This is a genomic window from Caballeronia eucalypticola (assembly GCF_047608185.1).
Lineage (GTDB): Bacteria > Pseudomonadota > Gammaproteobacteria > Burkholderiales > Burkholderiaceae > Caballeronia.
In genome coordinates this window covers 182,440-205,002 of record NZ_JBLKRU010000011.1, presented here as the reverse complement: position 1 = coordinate 205,002, position 22,563 = coordinate 182,440, and the positions used below count along the sequence as shown (strand labels likewise).

The following is a 22,563-nucleotide window of genomic DNA, read 5'->3' as shown; positions in this document are numbered from 1 at the left end:
TCATCGGGCAGCTGAATGGAAACCCTGCAACCCTCTGTCGCACTTCCCGCCATTGAAGAGCGGCCGCCAATCCGGCTGCTTTTCACGGCGCTGCTGCTCGTCATGCTGCTCGGCGCGCTCGACCAGACGATCGTCTCCACCGCGTTGCCCACCATTGTGGGCGAGCTGGGCGGCCTCGAAAGCCTCTCTTGGGTCGTGACGTCATACCTGTTGACGTCGACTATCGTAGTGCCGCTGTACGGCAAGTTCGGCGATCTGTTCGGTCGCAAAGTCGTCATCCAGGCGTCGATCCTCATTTTTCTTGCCGGTTCGATCCTGTGCGGCGTCGCGCAGGACATGACTCAGTTGATCGTGCTGCGCGCGTTGCAGGGGCTCGGCGGCGGCGGTCTGATGGTCGTGACCATGGCCGCCATTGCCGATGTCATTCCGCCCGCCGAATGCGGCCGCTACCAGGGCCTGTTCGGCGGCGTATTCGGACTCGCGACGGTCGTCGGACCGCTGCTGGGCGGGTTTATCGTCGAGCATCTTTCTTGGCGCTGGATCTTCTACATCAACGTGCCGCTGGGCGTGCTGGCGCTGATTGTGATCGGACTCGTGTTCAAACCGCACGTGGCGCACGTGAAGCATAAAATCGATTACATGGGCGCCGCGTTTCTGGCCACATCGCTTACTTGTATCATCCTTTTTACCAGTCAGGGCGGCACGCTGTTGCCGTGGAGTTCGCCGCAGCTTTGGTTCACGCTCGCACTTGGATTCATTACGCTGGGCGGTTTTATCTACGAAGAACGTTCCGCCGACGAACCGATCATGCCGCTCGAGCTTTTCAAGGAGCGCACGTTCGTGCTGAGCGGGCTGATTGGTTTCATCATCGGATTTTCGCTGTTCGGCGCGATCACGTTCCTGCCGCTGTATCTGCAAGTGGCGAAGGGTTCGACGCCTTCGCAAGCCGGCCTTCAAGTTTTGCCGATGATGGCGGGCATCTTGTCCACGTCCATCATAAGCGGCCGCGTGATTAGCCGGATTGGCAAATATCGATGGTTCCCGATCTGCGGGACCGCGATCGTGGCCTGCGGCATGTTCTTGCTGTCCACCCTGCAACTCGATACCCCGCTTCACACCATGTACCTGTTCATGCTGCTGCTGGGACTTGGACTCGGCATGGTGATGCAGGTGCTGGTGCTCGCCGTGCAGAATGCGGTGCCGTTCAAGAACATTGGCGTGGCAACGTCCGGCGCCACGCTGTTCCGGTCGATCGGCGGTTCGGTGGGAGTCGCCACGTTCGGCGCAATCTTTACGAACGGTCTGCATTCGCGACTGGCCGACGCCATGCCGCCGGGAACCGAGTTACCGCAATCGATGGGGCCAACCATGGTCCAGCATCTTCCCGCCGCTTTGCGCGAGACGTATCTCAACGCATTCTCGGGATCGATGCACGTGGTGTTTTTCGTGGCCGGTGCGGTCGTGTTACTCGCGTTCGCGTTGTCCTGGTTCATGCAGGACAAGCCGCTTCGCGGCAAGTAAGGCAAGGGATGGGACGGGATGCGTCAGCAACGCTTTGGTTTAAGCTGACGCACTTTAACCTCGGAGCGTCCGCTCAATGAAGCTTACAAAAATAGTCATCGCCTCGACCCTCAGCGCTTTTGCTTTTATCTCGACCGCCGCACTGGCGGAGACTTTTAATTTCGGCGAAGGCCAGTCGTCCATGTCCGGATCCGGCGGCGCTTCGCACCACACGCCGCCGTCCAAGCATAAGAAGACCAAGAAAACGCAACGTGCGGACGACAAGGGTGCGCATTCGCAGCCTTGAGCGAAGAGCGTTCGCAACGCCACTCGCCTCCGGTCTTCGTCACGGGCGTGTCAATTTCAGCGCGTCAATAACTGGCGAACGCCCAGCGCCACGATCAACCCGCCGCAGACGCGGTCGATCCATGCCCGATACCCACGGTAGCCCGACGCAATCCCCGCGTGCGACAGCACGAGTGCGACGAAGCCATACCACGTCGTGGCGACCAGAGCGACCATGGCAAGCATCGCCGCGAAGGTGACCGGCGACATATGCGCGGGCGTGGCGGAAGCGAAGATGGCGGCGAAAAACGCCACCGACTTCGGGTTCGTGATGTTCGTTGCGAATCCTTGCACGAAGGCCTTGCGCAATCCGCCGGACGCAGTCGCCGCGGCCATGCCCGCCCCGCCGGCTCGCGCCTTGAGGATAAGCCGCAAGCCGAACCACATCAGGTACGCCGCGCCGCAGATCTTCACGACCAACGCCATCCATGGGAATGCAGCGAACACAATCCCCACGCCGAGAATGGCGCAGGTCGCCCAGAACAAACTGACCAGGACGATTCCCGCTACCACCGCCAAGGCCTCGGAGCGTGTCGATGAAGCCGCCTTGTGCGCAACCGCCACGAAGTTCGGCCCCGGAATAACCACGCCTGCGATATAGACAGACAAAACCGTCAAGACTGCGGATGTATCGACCACGCCGTCGCTCCCTGGTAGATCGACGCGCGGGAAAGCAGCGTCGGTGAATGCATGATCGGCATTATTACCGATGACTGTTTATGTTGACGCTCACCCCTACGCGCGGAATGGTCGCCTCGTGCGAAGCGGTTGCAACGGAATGCCAGTCGATCTCCTCTCAACTCCACTCCGCTAACTAGCGCAAACCGCGCACTCGGCGTGGGCACGCTTGCCCGTCAATGCACCATTTCCTGCCCCGATCCTGAAGTGGGTCATCGCCGGATTTTGTCCGTTATCGCCTGTTCAACCCAATTCGGCCATCAGAGCGGGGCAATCGAGACAGAGCGCGCTCCACTCGGGCCGTCTGGCGAAATCAGGCCTGGTACTCGCTCTTTACAAGGCCAATTCCCCCAGGCCCTTGTTGAGATCTGCCATGCACCAACCTCAAGCCAATTCGCCGCGCAAGATTGCCGTCACCGTGATCTCAGGTTTTCTTGGCGCAGGCAAAACCACGCTGGTCAACCACCTGTTGCAGCACAACACGGCCGGGCGCATCGGCGTTGTCGTGAACGAATTCGGCGAGGTCGGCATCGACGGCCACTTGATCGTCGCCGAGGAAGAAGCGCTGATCGAAATCAACAACGGCTGCGTGTGCTGCACCGTGCGCGCCGACCTGGTGGCGAGCGTCAAGGAACTGCTGATGCGCACGCAAGGCGCCACGCACGCGAGACTTGATCGCCTGATCGTCGAGACATCAGGACTCGCCGATCCGGCGCCGGTCTTGCAAACCTTCCTTGCAGACCCGGATCTGCGCGAAGCGGTCGAACTCGAGGCGGTGGTCACCGTCGTCGATGCACATCATTTCGCTCAGCAGCTCCAGGATGAGATAGTGCGCGAGCAGGTAGCGTTCGCGGACATCATCGTTATCAACAAGGTGGATCTGATCGACGCTCACGCGCTGCATCTGCTCGAACAGCAGGTACGTGCACTGAACCCGACCGCGGTCATCACCACTGCAAACCATTCGCGAGTTCCAGCCGATTCACTGCTTGGCGTACGGCGTTTTTCCCTGCCCGCGCTACTTGAAATCGAGCCCGGTCTGCTCGATGAAAACGCCCATGACCACGAACACGATTCATCGATTCAATCGTGTTCGCTGATTGAGAGCGGCACCCTGGATCCGGATCGATTCAACCGCTGGATCAACCAGCTGGTTCAGCAATCCGGCGCGCAACTCATGCGGATGAAGGGCGTGCTGAACTTTCAGTCCGAGCCTCGGCAGTTCCATTTTCATAGCGTCCATATGCTGCTCGAAGGGCGTCCCGGACGCGTGTGGCGCGCCGATGAAACACGTGACAACAAGTTTGTATTCATCGGCCGCGGCCTCGACATGCCGCGCCTGAAAGACGCCTTTCTCGATTGCCTGCATCAGCCCTGAATCCCCACCCTCAAGGAGCCCGCAATGAAAAAGTCCGAAGCCTTTACGCTCAGCATTGGTGTGTTGGCCGTAGTCGATACCTACATCACCGCCACCGTGTTTCCGATCCCCGTCTGGGTGACATTCATCGCATGGGCCTCGTTCTTCGTGGTCGGCGGCGGGCCGGCCGGATTCGTGCAAAGCATCGCTTCGAACCTCACTGGCCTTGTCATTGCATCGCTGTCGTTGCTGGCCATTGCGAGCTCGACGCAGACCCCCGCCATCGCGGCGATTTGCGTGGGAGTCGGCAGCGCAGCCATGGTGCAGGCATCGAAGCTCAAGTTGCTGAGCGTGCTGCCCGCGGTCGTGTGGGGTTTTGCATCGACCGTAGGGACAACAGTCGCGACCGGCCGAGCCATTACCACGTCCGGCATTCATAACCCCGCCCTCGTTGCGGCGGCCGCGCTGATCACGGGCGCGATATTCGGGATCGTGTCCGAAGCCCTCGGCGACGCCCTGACCCGCAAACCCGAGCCGCAACTGAGCTAAACCTCCAACCACTTCCGTCCAGGAACATCGAATGAAACTACAGCACAACTTAGGCGGGCTGGAAAATCTGGGTCCGGTCAACGTGGACACGCAAGTGTTCGTCGAGCCGTGGGAAAAACGCATCTTCGGCATCCATACGGTGATGATGGCCGAGAGCACGCATCTCTCCGACGCATTGCCCCGTTATCCCATCGCCGACCTGCCCACGACTTTCAGGAATACCTGGACCTGGGCGTCGTTGCGCACGGGTGCCGAAGGCATGCAGCCGTTCGAGTATTTCAAGTTCCGCTATTACGAAAAATGGCTGATGGGCATCTCGCAGTTTTTTATCGATGAGGGATATGTGTCGGCTGACGAACTCGACGAAAAGACCCGCCATTACCGTGCCGATCCGCAAGCCGCGCTTCCCGCCAAGCCTAATCCCGCGATTGCAGCGCAGATCAATGCGTACCTGGTCAACGGCGATTCCGGTCTTCACGCCTTCGAACAAGCGCCACGCTTTTCGAAGGGCGCGCAGGTATGCGTGGCGGACCCCGATGCGGTCGACCACACGCGCTTGCCCGGCTATCTGCGTAACAAACGCGGCACGGTGGACTTTGTTTACCCGGGCGCATTTTCGTATTTCGTTTCGACCGGACCCGATGGCATCGGTCAGGCCATGCCGGTATATCGCGTGGCGTTCGATGCCGCCGACATCTGGGGCAAGGAGAAGAGCGAACCCAATACGACCATTTATGCCGATCTATTCGATGCCTATCTGCTCTCAGACAATTGATCCACATCAGGAACCAAGACCATGAGTGACCTATTCAAATACGACGATGAGCGCGAAGCAGCCAGCGCCGCGAAAGTGCGCGCGCTGGAAGCGCTGTTGATCGAAAAAGGCGTGCTGGGCAGCGACTCGGTGGACACCGTGCTCGGCCATTTCGAAACCGTGGCGGGGCCGTTCAACGGCGCGCGCATTGTCGCGCGTGCGTGGGTCGACCCTGCGTTCAAGCAGCTTTTGATCGAAAACACGCCCAAAGCCATCGCGTCGATGGACTTGCCGCAAGGCATGGACGGCGCGGAGGGTGAACACATGGCCGCGGTCGCGAACGGCGACGGCGTGCATAACCTGATCATCTGTACGCTGTGCTCGTGTTATCCCTGGCCGGTACTCGGCCTGCCGCCGTACTGGTACAAGGACCCTGTATTTCGCGCTCGCGGCGTGCGTGAACCGCGTGCGGTGCTGCGCGAATTCGGCGTGCCGGTTTCGGCCGACACCGAGGTCAAGGTGTGGGACAGCAGCGCGCAGATTCGCTGGTTCGTCGTTCCCGAACGTCCCGCGGGAACGGAGGGCATGAGCGAGGAAGCACTGGCCGCGCTCATCACGCCGGAAGCAATGATGGGCGTTGCGCTGGTGCCCTCGCCATCATCCCCGTCACTCGCTGCGGGCTGATCATGTTCACTCGCTTCGAGGAATACGCTGCATCAACCATGCTGGGTCACCCCGACTCGCCGCCGCGCAGCCAAGGCAAGTTTCTCTTCGACAAACCCTGGGAACGCGATGTGTTCGGCCTTGCGTTGTCGTTATCGAAGGCCGGCTACTTCGAGTGGGAAGCGTTCCGGCAGAACCTGATCGAATCGATCGCCCAATGGGAGGAAGGCTATTGCGCGGGCCAACCGCGCTGGGACTATTACGAACGTTTTTTCCTCGCACTCAAGAAAACCCTGGTGGAAGCGGGTGTGCTGTCGGCCGCGGAAATAGCCGCTATCGACGCTGCAGTCGTCACTGCTCACGCCTGAGCCGAGCCGAGCCGAGCCGAGCCGCATTTTTTAATGCTTTTGGAGATCCTTATGTCCGACGCTGTTATAGATTCAACTGTCATGCCATTACCGCTTCCCGCTCGCGAGCTGATGCCGTGGGCGATTTTCGGTGGCTTGCTGATGCTGCTCGCGATCTATTTCGTGGGCGCGGAAGAAGGTGCTACGTCGCTGATTCCGGGCATGTACGTGCATGAATTTGTACACGATAGCCGGCACCTGCTCGGCTTCCCTTGTCATTGAACTGGAGCATTCCATGGTCGGTAAATTATTGGTGCGCGGCATGCTCGCAGGCATTGCCGCCGGGCTGCTCACGTTTGGTTTCTCGAAAATAGCCGGCGAGCCTCAGGTTGATCAGGCCATCTCGTTCGAAGAGAAAACGGACGCGGCAAAAGGCGAAGCGCCTGAGCCGGAACTTGTCAGCCGACATACGCAAGCAGGCCTTGGCTTGCTCACGGGCGTCATGGCTTATAGCGCGGCTATCGGCGGCCTGTTCGCGCTGACCTTCACGGCCCTGGTCGGCCGGGCCGGTAAGCTCAACGCCAATGCTTTATCGGCGTGGCTGGCCATCGCGGGATTCATTACGCTGGTGGTCGTGCCAAATCTGAAGTACCCAGCCAATCCGCCTTCGGTCGGAGACCCGGCGACCATAGGCTATCGCACCGGCTTGTACTTTTTGCTGATTGTGATCTCGCTAGCCGCCATGGTGTTTTCGCTCAAGGTTCGCCGGGCAGCCATTGCTCGCCTGGGATCATGGAATGCGTCCATTGCCGGCGCGGCGGTGTTTGTCGTGATCATTGCCGCCGTGCAGATCGGCATGCCGGCGATCAACGAGGTACCCGCCGCCTTTCCCGCCGTGCTGCTCTGGAAATTCCGCGTTGCCGCCATCGGCATGCAAGCGATCATGTGGACGACGCTGGGTTTGCTCTTTGGCAACCTGGCACAGCGCAGCCTGCAGGCCAATTCCCGAAGCACGAATGTGCGTGCCTTTCATCAGACAGTCTGAGCACGCTGTTAAAACAGCACGGCGCATGCTGCATGCGCCGTCTCCGTGCCGATCAATTCGCATCACGTCCTGCTGGTCATCGAAATTTTGCCGCTTTAGACTATTTCCTCTTGGGCGTCGGCTGAAGCCAGCCGATGCGACGTGGTTTCATCGCATGAACGGCGCCGTCATGGCGCGAAGCTCGCCTGCCCTGCCCCGACTTCATCGGACTCGCATATGCGCAAGATCACCGTCGCCATGGTGCTGTTTCCAGGCTTCCAGTTGCTCGATATTGCCGGGCCGAAAGATGCGTTCGCCGAGGTCCGCATCCTGAGCCAGGGACAGTGTGAATACGAAATGCTGACCGTCGGCACGACACGCGGATCCGTGCTCTCGTCCAGTGGCTTGACGGTCGTGCCGGACCGGACGATCTTCGACCCCTGCCCGGAATTCGATACGGTGATCATCCCGGGTGGTCTCGGCATTTTTGAGGTCCTGGAGGACTCCACGCTCAGCGAATGGCTGCTGAAGCAACGTCGCATCAGCCGTCGCCTTGCCGCTATTTGCAACGGAGTATTCGCCTTCGGTTCAGCCGGCATGATCGATCACAAGACCGTGACGACGCACTGGATGGACGCGGCAAGACTCGCCGCCATGTTTCCAAAAGCGAAGGTCGAACCGAATCAGATCTATGTGAAAGACGGCGGTCTGTATACGACCGCCGGCGTGACGGCGGGCATCGACCTCGCACTTGTGATGATTGAGGAAGACTTCGGCAAGAAGATGGCGCTGGATGTAGCCAAGTACCTGATTGTGTATGTGCGGCGTTCGGGTGGGCAATCGCAATTCAGCCCGCTCCTGGAAACGCAGGCTGCCGCTGACTCACAGATCCAGCCGGTCCAGCAATACCTGCTCGATAATCTGCATCTGCCGCACACCATGGCGTCGCTTGCTGAGCGCCTGAACATGAGCGCACGCAACCTGTCCCGCGTCTTCAGCAAGGAGTGCGGCGTCAGCCTGATCGCCTTTCTCAACGATGCACGCATCGATGCCGCCCGGCGATATCTGGAAAGCACCGATCACCCCGTTTCAAACATCGCGCGCCGATGTGGATTTGAAAGCACCGACTCACTCAGGCGAACCTTCAGCAAGCGTCTTCATATCAGCCCAATGGAATACCGCCAGCGTTTCCGATCAAGCGATATGTCCAGCCCGGGAACCGCGCTTAAGCACACCAAGGTCACTGAAAGAGTGTGAATGCGGGCAAGCATGTAATGGGCATGACTACGCTGTACTCAGCGTTTGATCGCCTGTTTTTCCACTAATCCACTCATTTCACGCTAGCATGATCTCCGGCTGATTAATGACAGGAGAGCATGCTCATGAGCTTCGATGAACGGATGTTGAATGGCATGGGCGTATTAAGTGCAATCGTCGACACCGGCAGTTTTGCCGCGGCGAGCGAGGCGCTGGATATGTCGCAATCGGGCGTGAGCCGCTCGGTGGCACGACTCGAAGCCCGGTTGGGTATTCGCCTGTTCGACCGCACTACGCGCTCAGTCAAGCTGACCGACGAAGGGCGACGTTTCTACGAGCAGATCGTGCCGCTGCTAAGCGGACTTGAAGAAGCCGCCGCCTCCGCTTCACAAGGAGCTAGTGCAGTGCGCGGACGCTTGCGCGTGAATATCGATCCGTTCTTTTCGCGCCTGTTCCTTGGACCGCGACTAGGCGCGTTTGTCGAGAAGTACCCCGACTTGCAACTCGACCTGATCACACGCGATCAGCTTGGCGACATGGTCGCCGACGGTTTCGATCTTGCCGTTCGCTTTGGCCAGCCGCGTGAATCCACGCTGATTGCGCGCAAGCTTCTGGAGACACGCGTCATTACCGTGGCATCGCCTGCCTACATCAAGAAACACGGCCGCCCGTTCGCGCCCGCCGATCTCGAACGTGAACCGCACACATGTATCCAGTTCCGGGACCCCGAAACCGGGCGGCCCTTCCAGTGGGAATTTCATCGCGGCAAGAAGAAGATCCTTGTTGCCGCCCGGGGACGCCTGACTGCGAACGACGTGGGCACGATGCACGGCGTATGTCTCGCAGGACATGGGATCGCGCAGGTCCTCGCGCTCGGCACCGAGCAATTGCTAGCCAGTGGCCGCTTGATAGACCTCTTTCCCGATTGGCCCGACGAGACCTTTCCACTCTACGCGGCTTATCCGTCGCGCCATCATGTGCCGGCCAAAGTGCGGGCGTTCTTCGACTTCATCGTTTCATTGACGGGTACGCCGATAGAAAACCTGACTGCGTAGGATAGCTACCAGACCAGCCGGTTCTGAACACGGGCGCCTAAACGTTTTCAATGCCGTCCTTATTCCATACGGACGCAAAATTTCGCGCTAAGAACCGCAAAAAAATAGTTCGCAGAACTGGAATATCTTCAGCATGCCGGCTGTTCTGCGGTTCGCGCCCAGCTTGGGAGCTGATGAACCCTTTTATTCGTTGTCACATATTAATTAGGAATAGAAATCAAAATTAGATAAAAGCCTAATCCTTACCTGCATGGAATAAATGTTTTGTTGCACACGTTCAGACTGGGACGATCGAACGCTGCAAGGAGACGGGCAAGCCGCCGCGACAACCGGCATGTGCGCTCATCCAGCGAATCCATCTCGTCTATTGGCCGGGTGTCGCATACGGAGAGTCGACCTCGACGAACACCAATCGAACCGCAAGAGGAGAACACCCATGAAACTTCAGCAGAGGCTCACTTTGTCAGTGCTACTGGGCGCGGCAGTTGCAACGCTGGCGGCATGCGGCGGCAGTGATTCCAACTCGAACAATGCACCGAATGTCGGCGCGTTCAGATCTACCGTACTGGTCTCCGACGGCAGCACCGCGGCCCCTCACAGCGACGCCAACCTGCAAAACGGCTGGGGTATCGCGTTCAATCCAACCGGCGTAGTGTGGGTCTCCGATAACACCACGAGCAAATCGACGCTGTACGACGGCAACGGTGTCGTACAGTCGCTGGTGGTGACAATCCCGCCGGCGGCGGGCGGCCAGACCGGTGGCCCGACGGGCATCGTCTTCAACACCAGCACCGACTTCCAGGTCACCGCAAACGGCAGCACCAGCAACGCGCTGTTTATCTGGGCGACGGAAGCCGGGACGATTGCAGGCTGGTCGCCCAAGGTGCTGCCGACCTCGGCGGTCAAGGCTTACGACGACGGCGCAGGCGGCGCGGTGTACAAGGGCCTTGCCATTGGCAAGAACGGGACGGCCAACCTGTTGTATGCAACCGACTTCCATAACGGCAAGATCGATGTCTTCGACAAGTCCTTCAACAAGGTGCAACTCGATGGCCCGTTCCAGGACCCCACGCTTCCCGCAGGTTTCGCGCCTTTCGGCATCAGCGCGACGGGCAACACCGTCTTCGTCACCTACGCCAAAGTCGGTCAGGACGGGCGCACGCAGGTGAATGGCGCGGGCAATGGCGTGATCGACACCTTCGATACCGACGGTCACTTCGTCAAGCGCATCGCCACGAACGGGTCCCTGAATTCGCCTTGGGGCATCGCCATGGCGCCGGCGAATTTCGGCGGTGCGAGCAATGACCTGCTGATCGGCAATTTCGGCGACGGCACCATCGATGCGTTCAACCCGGCGACCGGCGCGTTCATCGGCGCGCTGACGCAAGCCGATGGCACGATGATCCAGCAAAAGGGCATCTGGGGTATCTCGTTCGGCAACAACGTCGATAACCAGCCGCTGAATACTCTCTTCTTCGCAGCGGGTCCGAGCCCGACAACCGGTATTTACGGCCGGATCGACGTCGCGCAATAACCCCGGTACGTGTTCCGCCTCGCCGCCGGATCGTAACGGCGGCGAGCGCACAGGTCCTCAGGACAAGACTCGCCCATCGGACTTATGAATCGGGCTTACGAATCCGACTTACAATCGCGGTGCGCAAAAATTGATTCATTTATCCGCACAGGCCGAAATGCCGCGCCGCACAACGGTTGCAAGATTAGCTATCGGGACTTTCACCAACTCTCTTATTTTTTTGGCTTGGTAACCTGCTGCGGTTCTATGCGGACACAATCTGCTGAATGTAAGTTGCCCGGCGCCGAGGGGCCTCGCGCCGGACGAACCCGGGTACTGACCTATCCGGGATGTACTGACCACCTTTGGAGTAAAAACAGTGAAAAAACTGCTCGCGGCTTTGACGATTTCCCTGCTCGCCGTCACATCGATCACCTCCGTCACCGCCAATGCGAAGGATTACTCGACCATCCGTTTCGGCGTTGACGCCTCTTATGCCCCGTTCGAATCGAAAGGTCCGGATGGCAAGCTGGTTGGCTTCGACATCGACCTCGGCAATGAAATCTGCGCACGCCTGCATGCGAAGTGCGTATGGGTGGAAAACGATTTCGACGGCATGATCCCGGCCTTGAAGGCGAAGAAATTCGACGGCGTGCTGTCGTCGATGTCCATGACGCCGCAACGCGCAGAACAAATTGCTTTCTCGAGCAAGCTGTTCAACACGCCGACGCGCCTGATCGCCAAGAAGGGCAGCGGCATCCTGCCGACCGCCGATGGCCTGAAGGGCAAGACGGTGGGCGTGGAACAAGGCACGATCCAGGAAACCTACGCCAAGACGTATTGGGCGCCGAAGGGTGTGACTGTTACGCCGTACCAGAACCAGGACGGCGTCTACGCCGACTTGCAAGCTGGACGCCTGGACGCAGCGCTGCAAGATGCAGTGCAAGCTGAAGTGGGCTTCCTGAAGACGCCGCGCGGTACGGGTTATGAGTTCGTGGGCAAGGATCTGGTCGATCCGGCGATCCTCGGCAACGGCGCGGGTATCGGCCTGCGCAAGGAAGACACCGACCTGAAGGCTCAGATCGACAAGGCAATTGCCTCGATCATCAAGGACGGTACGTACAAGAAGCTTGAAAAGAAGTACTTCGACTTCGACGTGTACGGCAGCTAAGCAGTCCCTAAGCCTTAAGTCCGGAACGCGTTCCGGGCACAGCTTGAGCGCTTGAAAAAACGGGCTCCGCGATAAAACGCGGAGCCCGTTTTGTTTTTGGGTTCTTATGGCGCCTCTGGACGTCTTTTATGCCCGGCGCGGCAAAACCGCCGTTTTCGGCTAAGATCGAACGTCTGGGATCGGAGGCAACAGAGGTAATTGCCAAGTGCTACCTGATGCGGCAGGTGCGCAGCAAGCCGGCGCCCCGTCGCGAACGCTCCGCCCAACTCTCCTGAACACGCCGACACTTTTCCCAAGCGCGACGCGTATCCGAGCGCCGTGCATCGACAATCATGCAAACCAAAACGCACACCCTGATTTCGCCGTCGATTGGCACCACCCGCAATATCCTGAGTTTTCACTACGGCCCGGGCGGCGGCGAAAAGATCTATATCCAGTCCTCGCTGCATGCTGACGAACTCCCCGGCATGCTGGTCGCCTGGCGTCTGCGGCGTCAGCTGGCCGAATTCGAAGCAGCAGGCAAGCTGCGCGGCGAAGTGGTGATCGTGCCGGTATCGAATCCTATTGGGTTGAACCAGAACATGCATGGCACGCTACTAGGGCGTTTCGAGCTGAATAGCGGCCACAACTTCAACCGCAATTTCCACGATCTCGCCGCGCTGATCGCGCCACGCATTGAAGGCCGGCTGTCCGGGGATATCGAATCGAACAAGCTTGCCGTGCGCCGCGCAATGCGTGAGGCGCTGGACGAGCAAAGACCGCACACCGAGCTTGAGTCGCAACGCCTGGCGTTACAGAAGCTCTCTTATGACGCCGATGTCGTGCTCGACCTGCATTGCGACCTCGACGCGGCGCTGCACATCTACACCAACCCGGATATCTGGGACGAAGTCGAGCCGCTGGCGCGATACCTGGATTCGAAGGCGTCGCTGCTGGCGTTGAATTCGGTGGGCAACCCGTTCGACGAGATTCACAGCTTCTGCTGGTCGGATCTGCGCGCCAAGTTCGGCGCGCGTTTCCCAGTGCCGAACGGCGGCATTTCGGTGACGGTGGAGCTGCGCAGCCAGCACGACGTATCGTATGAATTCGCCGATGCCGACGCGCAGGGCATCATCAATTACCTGATCCATCGCGGCGTGATCGATGCAACCGCGCCCGCCATGCCTGAGCTTGTCTATCCGGCAACGCCGCTGGCCGGCGCCGAGCCTATTGTTGCTCCCGTGAGCGGCGTGCTGGTGTTTCGCGCGAAGGTCGGGACGGTGGTCAAAGCCGGCGATGCCATCGCCGATGTCGTCGATCCGCTGACGGATACGGTTACGCCGTTGAATTGCACGACCACCGGCATGTTGTACGCCCGGCAGATTGCACGGTTTGCGACTGCGGGAATGGAGGTGGCCCGGGTCGCGAGCGCTACTGCGTACAGGACGGGGTCGTTGTTATCGGCGTAGAAAGTTGAAGGGGCAAAACTAAAAATCCAAAACCAAAAGTCTAAAAGCAAAAGGGCTACCAAAAGCGGTAGCCCCAAAATTCCAACACCCCTTTAAAACTTAAAATAACAGCTACGGGTCCTGCGGCCACCCCATCGAGCGATGGTCCTCGGGGCCGCCGGTCCGTTTCCGCCTATGCAGCCTGTGCAATCAGGCTTTCTGTTCGCGGCTGTAACATCGCCACGTGTTCGAGCACCGTCGGTTCCGGCACTTCGTTAGTCGATACAACACTCAACTCCAACAGCGCGGTCTCGAGGCTCGCCTGACGGGCAGCCGCCGCTTTCTTGGTCTTCCCCGCGCGTGACGGCGGCTGACAAGCCCCGCACACCACGTTTTCTTGCAAATCATGTTTGTGCGCAATGAACTTTCCAGTGCAGCGGCAGCATTTGGTGAGCTGCAGCATGCCTGCATCGAAGAAGCGCACAAGGGTCCAGGCCCGCGTCAAATCAAGTACTGCCTCGACATCGCTATTCCTGCAATGTTCGAGATACAACCGATATCCCTTCGTCAGGGCATCGAGGTGCGAACAGCCTGCTTCTTTCTTCAGGAACATGTACGTGTTGTAGAAGAGCGAAGCGTGAATATTCGCCAGCCACGTCATATACCAGTCAGCCGAGAAAGGCAGCATGCCCTTCGGCGGCGATACGCCCTTCACCTCGCGATACAACCGGATCATCCGGTCACGCGACAGCGTCAGTTCACTTTCGAGCACCTGCATCCGCGCCCCGAGTTCGATCAATGCGATCGCGCGGAAAACTTCTTGTGCATCTTCTGTGAGGCTCTTCTTAAGCATGGCGCGCTCTCGTGCTTAGAGGAACTGTTCTGCTGGCTGGCCGGCCAGCAAGATGGCTGCGTGCGTCGGCGCGATATCCGCATGCTTCGCGGGCGACGTCAGAGCGGCCAGCATGGTGTGATCGTTGAAGCGGAAAAAACACAGCAACTGGTCGGAAGCCGCCAGCTTGACAACCTGCGCGAGCGTCAGCCCGGACAGAAGGTCGGCGAGTTCCTTAGACAAACCCAGTCGAAACATCCCGATGGCACGGTCATCTCTCAGCATGCGCTGCGCGAGCATGATGTACGACAAGTTGATTTCTCGAATCGAGTCCAGCGTTTCGCGACCGTTCATGATTTTCCCGCGTTCGATATAAACCCCGAGTACCCTGCCAGCATTTTTTGCCAGCTATCTTTTTGCCTAGCCAAACGTTTGTTTTGTTCGGCTACGTTTAAACTTTGTTTCAGTGAGTTACATCTTGTAACAACACTGTGAAACGGATTGTAAGTACGACGCAGCGGGAAATCAAGAACATCTCAATAATAAATTTCCATAAAACAACAAACAAAATTGGTAACTTTTTCTTGAAACTGTAACAAGCAAGTGTGACCGATTTTTGGCCGCTATTTTGAGGCGAAACGGACCGGCTCAATTGACAGAGGGTTCGCTTGTCGATTGATTTCGTGGGGAAAAAACGGATGGGGCGGAGAGACGGTTGACAAGCTCGACGAATTAATCGGATTGTGAAGAACCGTCAAGTTGTTACAACTATCCAGTCAGCCTTGGGGAATGGCGGCTAAGGAAAACCCGGGCATATAAACTGTCATCTCGCTTTCATTTTTGACGCGGAAATTTAACCATTGGGACGTCGAGCGAACACCGGAAGGAATATGTTGCCCCGAGTTGTAACAGGGTCTGCGGAAACTATGAAGCCGGCGGGTCGATAGATAACCCGTCTTCCGCGCGGCGCCACTTCCGCATGTAGAGCGCTTAAAGAAAGACGTGCGCGACGCCGCCGGTTTTGCACCGCTAGTGCTGTGGCACGCCTTCACGCCATTCAGCCCAATGCGTTGCAATCTCCTGTACCAGCGGATTGCCCGCCCGATACAAATTGTCGATAGCCGGCGTGAAACCGCCCTGAGATGCGTAATTGAGGAGATTGTCGGAGGCGGATTGCCCGTCGTAAGGCCGGTCGAAATCCGAACCCGCACGCACGGCCGCCACCCGGTTCAAATCCACGCGATGCACACTCGCCGCCCGCGACAACGCCTCGTACGTTGCGTTGTCCTCCTGCTGCGTCGTGCAATACACGCCGTGACCGTCGGTCACGAGCTTCGTCCAGTCGCGCGCCCTCTCGCCGATGTACTTCCCCGACCACCATGTATCGCCTGCCAGCGTGTCGCACTGGATCACCTTGGGCGGCTGGTTCGCCGGCGCGTAGCTGAACTTGGCGCGCGCGGTCTGCGCTTCGGGGCTATCGGCGAGCGTTACATTCTTCGATAAAGCATAGGCTGCATCGGCCAGAGCCGGATTTAGCTGGAACACCTCGGTCTTGTAATCGAACGGAGGTTTCTCGGTCGGGCCTTTCGTATTGATACCGATAAAACCGCTCGGCCAGCTATCCGGCTTTTCACGCGCATCGAGCTCCCACTGGATACCGAAATCGACAAGATATTTTGCCCACGCAGCGGACCCGATCGTGCCTTGCGCCGGGTCGATACCCGCGATCCCCGCGATCATGAAATAGGTTCGGCGCAGATCGAATTTATTGGAGAACGTGAGCGCCATCAGCGAAGCCGCCGCGTTTGCGTGGCCCATGCCGGTGGTCGTCACGCAGACCTCGTGCCGATTGCAATTCACGACCGGATAATCCGGAGATAGTCCGGCCACGTGAATGGCCTTCCAGGGGCCGAGCTTGGCGAGCCAGACCTGGCCCTCAGGGCCGAACATGGAAATGATCATGACCTTGACGGGCTGGCCGTGATGGCCGCCAAAACCATTGTCGCTGCCGAAGTTATCCGAATCCTGCGCAAACGTTGACGCGCACGCGCTGAACAAAAACGCAGCCGTCGCGGTTGCCAGGCTCAATGCAGGAATCCGGGTGACGGCACGGGAGACTGCACGGCGGCGGCTGCGATTGGAAACGAGAGAGTCGAGCGACGAACGGAGGATCGATTTCATCTTGGCGGCACCGTAAGTGGAAGGAGAACGCGAGGTGAAACACACGACAGGAAGCCGGACTGGACCGTGCGGCAATCTGGCCGGTAAGCTTGGACCCTTCAGTACCGCTTGCCGGACGCTCCTGCGTTGAGCGCATTATAGAGGGACGATGTATGCCGTTGTAAGAGACATAGAATGTTCCGGTAACAGCTCTCAAGCACTAGTCTTGCTGATTCGTTTGCCCGCTTGTTTGTTGTCGAATCCACTTGTCCGCAAGGCATCCATGTCCAACACTGCCGCTTCACGAATGATCGATGCGTTTCACGCCAGCCGTGTCGAGGACCGTCAGCACGTCGAGTTGTGGCTCGAGGCGACCGGCGACAGCGCCGTCGCACTCGAGGCGTTGTGGTCCGAGGGTGAACATCATCGGGGACATGCGCGCGCGGCCATGGACCGGCTGGTCGCGCTGGCGGACACGCACGGAGTCATGCTCTCGCTCGTGCCGCGTCCGCTCACGCAAAAAGGAGAAGACCCCGCCACGCCATCCGTCGATCACACCGCGCCTGGCAGCGCCGCGCTCGAAGCGTTTTATGGCCGGCTGGGATTCGAACGTTCCGGGGGCAAGTTCGAAGGCTCGCCAGTGATGGTGCGCTCGCCGCGTTGATCGGCGTGCGTGTCAGTTGAGGGATCGCCTGAGGCATCGCCGCGTTGATCGCCCTTCAAGGCTGTATCCAGCTCTTCCGTATCGCCGCCTTTCACGATCACGAAATTGCGCTGCGGATTCGCTATCTCGATGCCGCGCTCCTTGAAGCGATCCACAATGCGCCGGTTGAATTCACGCTGCACGCCCCAGCGCGCAGTATCGCGACACTGGATCTGGCCGGCCAGCGTGACGCTGGAACCATCGACCGCGTCCACGCCCCACAAGCTGAAGTCGGAGATGATGCCGTCCTTGAACGCATCGTCTTCACGCAGCGACGCCCCGATCTCCTTGAGGGTATCCGATGCCAGGTCCACGTCTTCCCCGAGCGCGATACTCACGCGCACCGCGGCATTGCCAATGCCGCGATTCGTGTTGTTCACCGTCGATACCGAACTGAACGGCACGGTAAACAGCGACCCGTCACCGCCCCGCAAACGCACGGTGCGGATCGACAGATATTCGACCGTCCCCGACACGCCCGCGAGCGTGACCGAGTCGCCCACTTGCATCGCGTTCTCCATCAACAGGAAGATGCCGGTGATCAGGTCCTGCACGAGCTTTTGAGAACCGAAACCCAGCGCTACGCCGAAGATGCTCGCGCTCGCGAGCAACGGCGCCGTGTTCACGCCGATCTCGCTTAACCCGGTCAACACAACGACCATCGCGATCACGATAAACAGCGCGCTACGCATCATGGGCAGCAGCGTGGTAAGACGCGCGGCCCGCAAGCGGTCGCCGCTGTTGGTCCACGTTTCAAGCCGTTGCTCGACCATCACGTTCGCGCCTTCCCACACGATCACGGCGAACGCTGCTGCGACCCCGATCGTGATGAGCGCCGATGCAAGCCGATGACCCACGCCGCCCGATGAGAACAGTGACAGGACGTGAAGCCCCCAGACCTGCAGCAACGTCAGCAAGGTTACGACGACGATCGCCGTCCTCACGACACGCCGCATCAGCGGGTAATAGCGATACGCGTGCTGGTGCACGATCGACTTGCTCGCCAGGTCGTCATCGCCACCCGCGGTATGAAAGAGCCGGCCTAGCGCACCGAACGCCACAATGGCGACCACGCGGGCCGCAACCAGCACGAGCACCGAGACGCCGAACAGATGAAACAGCGTGCGATAGCCGTTGTGTACATCGAGCGCCCAGACGAACCACAGCGCGAGCACGAAGAACACGGCGAGCCCGGCCCAGACATCGGCGATCCAGTTACCCAGCAGTACGAATGAACGACGCCCCTTGACGCTCTCGCGAATCCACGCAGCCACCGGTACGCGGCACTTGAGGATCACGATAGCGATCAGCACATGCGCGACCAGCGCGACTGCCTTGAGGATGGCATCGTGCGCGGTATCGGTCATGCCCAGCGGCTCCGCAGCCTCAGCGAGCGCCGAGCCCGCTCCCGCCACCCACACGATGCGCACCAGCCAGTCGTGCGCGAAGCGCGCTGCGTCGTCGCTGATCTGGATCAGGCGCAGACCCGGCGCGCGCGGTGCGATGAAAAAATCGGTGGCGATCACAATGCCCCGGCACACCAGGTACACATCGATCAGCGCGGCGACGGAACGGCCTTGCGGCGTCGTGTCGTCGATGAAAATGGACATCAGCACCGCCGCCACGGCCGTGAACACGATCAGCGGCGCCAACGCGAGCGAGCCGTGAAGGACAGCGCTCGGCAACCGCTGCAAGAGCGTCCAGTGACGCGCTGCATGGCGCACGCCACGGGCGGTATCGGTCTTGCGCTCGGCGACCTCGATAGCCGCCTCGTTGCCCGAACGGTCCGCGACGGCCTCGGCGCGAACGGCAGCGCGCTCCTCCTGCGCAAGCTCGGGCTTGGCTGCATCCACGTCCACGATCCCGCGAGCCGCGATCCGCGCGCGCAGCCGGCGCAGCCATCGTGAACTCAGGTATTCCAGCAGCAGTGCGGGTAACAAAGAGATGGAGATCGACCAGATCACCTGGCCGACGAGATCCCGGCCGCTGGCGGTCGCGGTGCGCTGGTGCCACCATCGCATCACCGAGCCGTAGTCGAGCAGCGCAGTAACGGAGCGGCGCAAGCCGCCGCTCAGCTCGACGAGCCAGCCACCCGCCTCATGTGAAATCTGCGACGCCAGACCGTTGCTCGTGAGGGATTTCGCCAGCACGCTCGCGGCGCCCGATGCGCCGCTCGCAGCCGACGCGGTCGCCGTCGCCGGGCTCGCTGAGGCGGCCTGTACGGGCGTTGCAAGCGCTCCAGCAGCCGCGACGGCGCGCAGTGTGTCTTCGATCTGGCTGCGGCGTGCAGGGTCGTTGAGGACCGCCAGCGCGGCGCGCGCCTGTTCGGGGGTCAGCGTGACCGTTGAAGAACCAGGGACTGGATGGGCAGCGGTGGCTGCATTCGCGGCAGGGGCGAGCGTGCTGCTCAGGACGCCAAGAAAAACCAGGACAACGAGAACAATTTTGCGCATGGGCGAGGATGAGGAACTCGGTTAGGAAAACCGCCACGGATGCGCCCGGCCGGCAGCGCGATTGAACCTGCGGTGATCACTCTCAAGCTGGAATGGTTCGTGCATCAAACATCTGATCAAAACTACCGGAATCGCGTATGCATGTCCAAATTACGCGCACTAAACGATCCACGCGACCCATTCGAATGGGCCTTTCCGCTGCAGCGCTGGCGCTGTCGGCGACCGGACTGCTGTTAGCACTTCTCGCGCCCGGGCGAGCCTCGGCCGCGGAGCGCGCCAATCTTGAGCGGGCCGCGAAGCCCATCCCGCCATCGGCTGCAGCAGTGAACAAGCACGTTGACAGCGTTGCACCGCCGGATGAAGGCACCACGTTGCTCCCTGCCAGCGGCGACACCCAGCTTCCCGCGACACCCGATACCCCACGACCGCACTATGGCCGGCCGCCTGCGCATTTGCCGTGATTGTGGATCTTGCACGGCATCGTGAAGTTTAGGGGAATTGTGGTTGGGTGCTTATGTACAACACCAGGTACGTCATCAAGCGCGCGCCTCAGCCACGCGCGGAATATCCGGTTCGAAGAAGACCCAACGCGCTTCGGGAAACGCGCGTTGCAGATCTGCTTCGATCACATTGATAGCATCGACCATCGCGCGGCCGCTGTCGTAATCCACCATCTCCGCTTGCACGGCGACCACGATCTGCTTGCCCCACTGCAGCGTAATCAGGTTGATCACGCGAACAATTTCCGGGCGCGCGCGCAAGTGAGCATCGATAGCCCGGCGCACTTCCGGACTCGCCGATTCCCCGACGATCATCGACTTCACCTCGCGGGCGACCAGATACGCGATCACCATGAGCAGCACGCCGACGCCAATCGAACCCGCAGCGTCGTACACAGGATTGCCGGTGATCATGGTCATGAGCACGGCGCAGAACGCGATTGCCAAACCCGCCAGCGCAGCAACGTCTTCGCCTGTGACCACGATCAATTCGGACTCGCGTGTCTCGCGAAACCATCGCCAGAGGGACTTGTTTCCAGACGTCTTGCGAATCTCGCGCAACACGCCGGCCAGCGAAAACGATTCGAGCACAACCGATACCCCTAGCACGACGAGCGCGACAATCGGGTTACTGACCACTTCATGCCCGGCGATCCGATGCACGCCTTCATACACCGAAAACGCGCCGCCGACGAAGAACAGCAGCAGCGCGACGAGCATGGAATAGAAGTAGATTTCGCGGCCCGAACCGAGCGGATGCAGCACGTCGGCAGGCGCCTGGGAACGCTTGAGTCCGAACAGCAGCAAGAGCTGGTTGCCGCAGTCAGCGGTGGAGTGAATGGCCTCGGCAAACATGGAGCCGGAACCGGTGAACGCGGCCGCGCCAAACTTGCAGACGGCGATGCCAAAGTTGGCTGCGAGCGCGTAAAAAATGGCTTTCGGCGATTCTTCTTTCATCGTGCTCCTGGCGGACGGGGGTCAGGGACGCTCTCGGGAATTCAACCTCGCGGGGTTCCGGCTACAGGCGCGCTATACGACTTCCACGCGGCCCGCTCCATCGATCATTTCTCCAATCACGGCCGCCTGATCAAAGCCGTCCGCGCGGAAGATGGCGAGCACTTCGTCGACTGCCTCGGGCGCGCACGACACCAGCAAGCCGCCTGAAGTCTGCGGGTCGGTGAGCAGATTTCGGGCCACATCGTGCAATGACGACGACAGCGTGATGTCGTGCCCGTAAGCAGTCCAGTTGCGCCCGGATGCGCCGGTGACCACGCCCGCTTTCGCAAACGCCTCGACGCCGGGAAGCCACGGCAAGTCGGCGTATCGCAGGCGTGCAGTGAGCCCGGCGCCGCGGCTGAGTTCCAGCGTGTGACCGAGCAGGCCGAAGCCGGTTACGTCGGTGAGCGCGTGCACGGGGTCGAGTAGAGCCAGATCCGCGCCCGGGCGATTGAGCTTGGTCGTGGCGGCGATCATCGCGGCGTAGCCGGCGGCATCGAGTTGATCCTTCTTTAGCGCCGCCGACAACACGCCCACGCCGAGCGGCTTGCCAAGGATCAGCACGTCGCCGGGGCGAGCCGACGCGTTACGCTTCACGCGCTTCGGATGCACGATCCCAATTGCCGCGAGGCCATAAATGGGCTCGACGGAATCGATTGAATGACCGCCCGCGAGCGGGATGCCTGCTTCGGCGCAGACCGACTCGCCGCCCTTCAGCACGGCCGCGATCACCTCGTGCGGCAGCACGTTGATCGGCATGCCGACGAGCGCGAGCGCGAGGATCGGTTTGCCGCCCATGGCGTAGACATCGGAGAGCGCGTTGGTCGCGGCAATACGGCCGAAGTCGAACGGGTCATCGACAATCGGCATGAAGAAGTCGGTGGTGGCAACAATCGCCTGCTCATCGTTCAAACGATAAACCGCCGCGTCGTCGGCGGTGTCGTTGCCGACCAGCAAGTCGGGGAAAAACGGCAATGGAACGCTGCGTTTCAACAAGTCGGCAAGGACGCCCGGCGCGATCTTGCAACCGCAGCCGCCACCGTGGGACAGGCTGGTCAGTCGGGGCGACGGGGTTGAATTCAGCTTGAGATCAGTCATTCGCGGTTATCCGGCAAAGTGGCGTGTGGCCGATATTATCGTGCTTGTCGCCTGAGAACGTGGTGACCCGCGAGTCGCGCTTGCCGATTCAGGCGTAACTCGCATAAAGCATGAAGGCGCCGTTCACGCGGTACACTTCACGTCACGGTCTGATGCCGTGTTTCAATATCCGTCAACCGCT

Annotated in this window: 23 protein-coding genes; 16 read left to right on the top strand and 7 right to left on the bottom strand. The window is 60.0% G+C overall.

Features of this window, described 5'->3' with window-relative positions; translation table 11 throughout:
• Positions 1-15 precede the first annotated feature (15 nt).
• Both ACMX25_RS15775 and ACMX25_RS15770 read left to right on the top strand, forming a co-directional pair.
• Positions 16-1,521 (top strand): MDR family MFS transporter, encoded by a 1,506-nt coding sequence (locus ACMX25_RS15775; protein WP_414950913.1) that lies wholly within the window; start codon positions 16-18, stop codon positions 1,519-1,521.
• A 76-nt stretch (positions 1,522-1,597) separates the two neighbouring features.
• Positions 1,598-1,807 carry a hypothetical protein gene (locus ACMX25_RS15770; RefSeq protein ID WP_414950912.1) on the top strand — a complete coding sequence of 70 codons (210 nt, stop codon included), beginning with the start codon at positions 1,598-1,600 and terminating at the stop codon, positions 1,805-1,807.
• 56 nt (positions 1,808-1,863) lie between these two features.
• Here the strand turns inward: ACMX25_RS15770 and ACMX25_RS15765 are convergent, their stop codons facing one another.
• Positions 1,864-2,484 carry a LysE family translocator gene (locus ACMX25_RS15765; RefSeq protein WP_414950911.1) on the bottom strand — a complete coding sequence of 207 codons (621 nt, stop codon included), beginning with the start codon at positions 2,482-2,484 and terminating at the stop codon, positions 1,864-1,866.
• 412 nt (positions 2,485-2,896) lie between these two features.
• Between ACMX25_RS15765 and ACMX25_RS15760 the strand changes: the two genes are divergently transcribed.
• The 12 genes from ACMX25_RS15760 (at position 2,897) to ACMX25_RS15705 (ending at position 13,661) form a co-directional block, all read left to right on the top strand.
• On the top strand, positions 2,897-3,901 hold the full coding sequence (locus ACMX25_RS15760; RefSeq protein ID WP_414950910.1) for a CobW family GTP-binding protein: 1,005 nt from the start codon (positions 2,897-2,899) through the stop codon (positions 3,899-3,901).
• A 24-nt stretch (positions 3,902-3,925) separates the two neighbouring features.
• Positions 3,926-4,429, top strand: coding sequence for a DUF1097 domain-containing protein (locus tag ACMX25_RS15755; protein ID WP_414950909.1), 504 nt, complete (start codon positions 3,926-3,928; stop codon positions 4,427-4,429).
• Positions 4,430-4,460: 31 nt separating this feature from the next.
• A complete protein-coding gene (nthB, locus tag ACMX25_RS15750) occupies positions 4,461-5,204 on the top strand; it encodes a nitrile hydratase subunit beta (RefSeq protein ID WP_414950908.1) in 744 nt (247 codons plus the stop codon).
• Between the two features lie 21 nt (positions 5,205-5,225).
• The gene (gene nthA, locus ACMX25_RS15745) at positions 5,226-5,867 is read left to right on the top strand and encodes a nitrile hydratase subunit alpha (RefSeq protein WP_414950906.1); all 642 of its coding nucleotides are present in this window, start codon (positions 5,226-5,228) and stop codon (positions 5,865-5,867) included.
• A gap of 2 nt (positions 5,868-5,869) precedes the next feature.
• Positions 5,870-6,214 carry a nitrile hydratase accessory protein gene (locus ACMX25_RS15740; protein WP_414950904.1) on the top strand — a complete coding sequence of 115 codons (345 nt, stop codon included), beginning with the start codon at positions 5,870-5,872 and terminating at the stop codon, positions 6,212-6,214.
• Positions 6,215-6,265: 51 nt separating this feature from the next.
• Complete coding sequence (locus ACMX25_RS15735; RefSeq protein WP_414950903.1) at positions 6,266-6,475, top strand: CbtB domain-containing protein; 210 nt, start codon at positions 6,266-6,268, stop codon at positions 6,473-6,475.
• Between the two features lie 13 nt (positions 6,476-6,488).
• Positions 6,489-7,238, top strand: coding sequence for a CbtA family protein (locus tag ACMX25_RS15730; protein WP_414950901.1), 750 nt, complete (start codon positions 6,489-6,491; stop codon positions 7,236-7,238).
• Between the two features lie 216 nt (positions 7,239-7,454).
• A complete protein-coding gene (locus tag ACMX25_RS15725; protein WP_414950900.1) occupies positions 7,455-8,474 on the top strand; it encodes a GlxA family transcriptional regulator in 1,020 nt (339 codons plus the stop codon).
• Between the two features lie 125 nt (positions 8,475-8,599).
• Positions 8,600-9,529: a LysR family transcriptional regulator gene (locus ACMX25_RS15720; protein ID WP_414950899.1), complete on the top strand. Its 930-nt coding sequence runs from the start codon at positions 8,600-8,602 to the stop codon at positions 9,527-9,529.
• A 436-nt stretch (positions 9,530-9,965) separates the two neighbouring features.
• Complete coding sequence (locus ACMX25_RS15715; protein WP_414950898.1) at positions 9,966-11,063, top strand: TIGR03118 family protein; 1,098 nt, start codon at positions 9,966-9,968, stop codon at positions 11,061-11,063.
• 358 nt (positions 11,064-11,421) lie between these two features.
• On the top strand, positions 11,422-12,213 hold the full coding sequence (locus ACMX25_RS15710; protein ID WP_414950897.1) for an ABC transporter substrate-binding protein: 792 nt from the start codon (positions 11,422-11,424) through the stop codon (positions 12,211-12,213).
• 332 nt (positions 12,214-12,545) lie between these two features.
• On the top strand, positions 12,546-13,661 hold the full coding sequence (locus ACMX25_RS15705) for a succinylglutamate desuccinylase/aspartoacylase family protein (RefSeq protein ID WP_414950896.1): 1,116 nt from the start codon (positions 12,546-12,548) through the stop codon (positions 13,659-13,661).
• A 172-nt stretch (positions 13,662-13,833) separates the two neighbouring features.
• Here ACMX25_RS15705 and flhC read toward each other — a convergent pair whose 3' ends face one another.
• From flhC to ACMX25_RS15690, 3 genes are all read right to left on the bottom strand, one after another.
• Positions 13,834-14,493, bottom strand: coding sequence for a flagellar transcriptional regulator FlhC (flhC, locus tag ACMX25_RS15700; RefSeq protein WP_414950895.1), 660 nt, complete (start codon positions 14,491-14,493; stop codon positions 13,834-13,836).
• Positions 14,494-14,508: 15 nt separating this feature from the next.
• On the bottom strand, positions 14,509-14,826 hold the full coding sequence (gene flhD, locus ACMX25_RS15695) for a flagellar transcriptional regulator FlhD (protein ID WP_031357172.1): 318 nt from the start codon (positions 14,824-14,826) through the stop codon (positions 14,509-14,511).
• Between the two features lie 675 nt (positions 14,827-15,501).
• Positions 15,502-16,653, bottom strand: coding sequence for a purine-nucleoside phosphorylase (locus tag ACMX25_RS15690; protein WP_414950893.1), 1,152 nt, complete (start codon positions 16,651-16,653; stop codon positions 15,502-15,504).
• Between the two features lie 262 nt (positions 16,654-16,915).
• Here ACMX25_RS15690 and ACMX25_RS15685 point away from each other — a divergent pair, with 262 nt between their 5' ends.
• Positions 16,916-17,296 carry a hypothetical protein gene (locus ACMX25_RS15685; RefSeq protein ID WP_414950891.1) on the top strand — a complete coding sequence of 127 codons (381 nt, stop codon included), beginning with the start codon at positions 16,916-16,918 and terminating at the stop codon, positions 17,294-17,296.
• Here ACMX25_RS15685 and ACMX25_RS15680 read toward each other — a convergent pair.
• Positions 17,221-19,788 (bottom strand): mechanosensitive ion channel family protein, encoded by a 2,568-nt coding sequence (locus tag ACMX25_RS15680; RefSeq protein ID WP_414950890.1) that lies wholly within the window; start codon positions 19,786-19,788, stop codon positions 17,221-17,223. The two genes, ACMX25_RS15685 and ACMX25_RS15680, sit on opposite strands and share 76 nt — an antisense overlap.
• Positions 19,789-19,925: 137 nt before the next feature.
• On the opposite strand from ACMX25_RS15680, the gene ACMX25_RS15675 reads away from it, so the two are divergent.
• Positions 19,926-20,249 carry a hypothetical protein gene (locus tag ACMX25_RS15675; protein WP_414950888.1) on the top strand — a complete coding sequence of 108 codons (324 nt, stop codon included), beginning with the start codon at positions 19,926-19,928 and terminating at the stop codon, positions 20,247-20,249.
• A gap of 75 nt (positions 20,250-20,324) precedes the next feature.
• Here ACMX25_RS15675 and ACMX25_RS15670 read toward each other — a convergent pair whose 3' ends face one another.
• Both ACMX25_RS15670 and selD read right to left on the bottom strand, forming a co-directional pair.
• Entirely contained in the window at positions 20,325-21,245 is a 921-nt protein-coding gene (locus tag ACMX25_RS15670) for a cation diffusion facilitator family transporter (RefSeq protein ID WP_414950887.1), read from the bottom strand.
• 72 nt (positions 21,246-21,317) lie between these two features.
• Positions 21,318-22,382, bottom strand: a complete 1,065-nt coding sequence (gene selD, locus ACMX25_RS15665; RefSeq protein WP_414950886.1) for a selenide, water dikinase SelD — start codon at positions 22,380-22,382, stop codon at positions 21,318-21,320.
• Between the last annotated feature and the right edge of the window lie 181 nt (positions 22,383-22,563).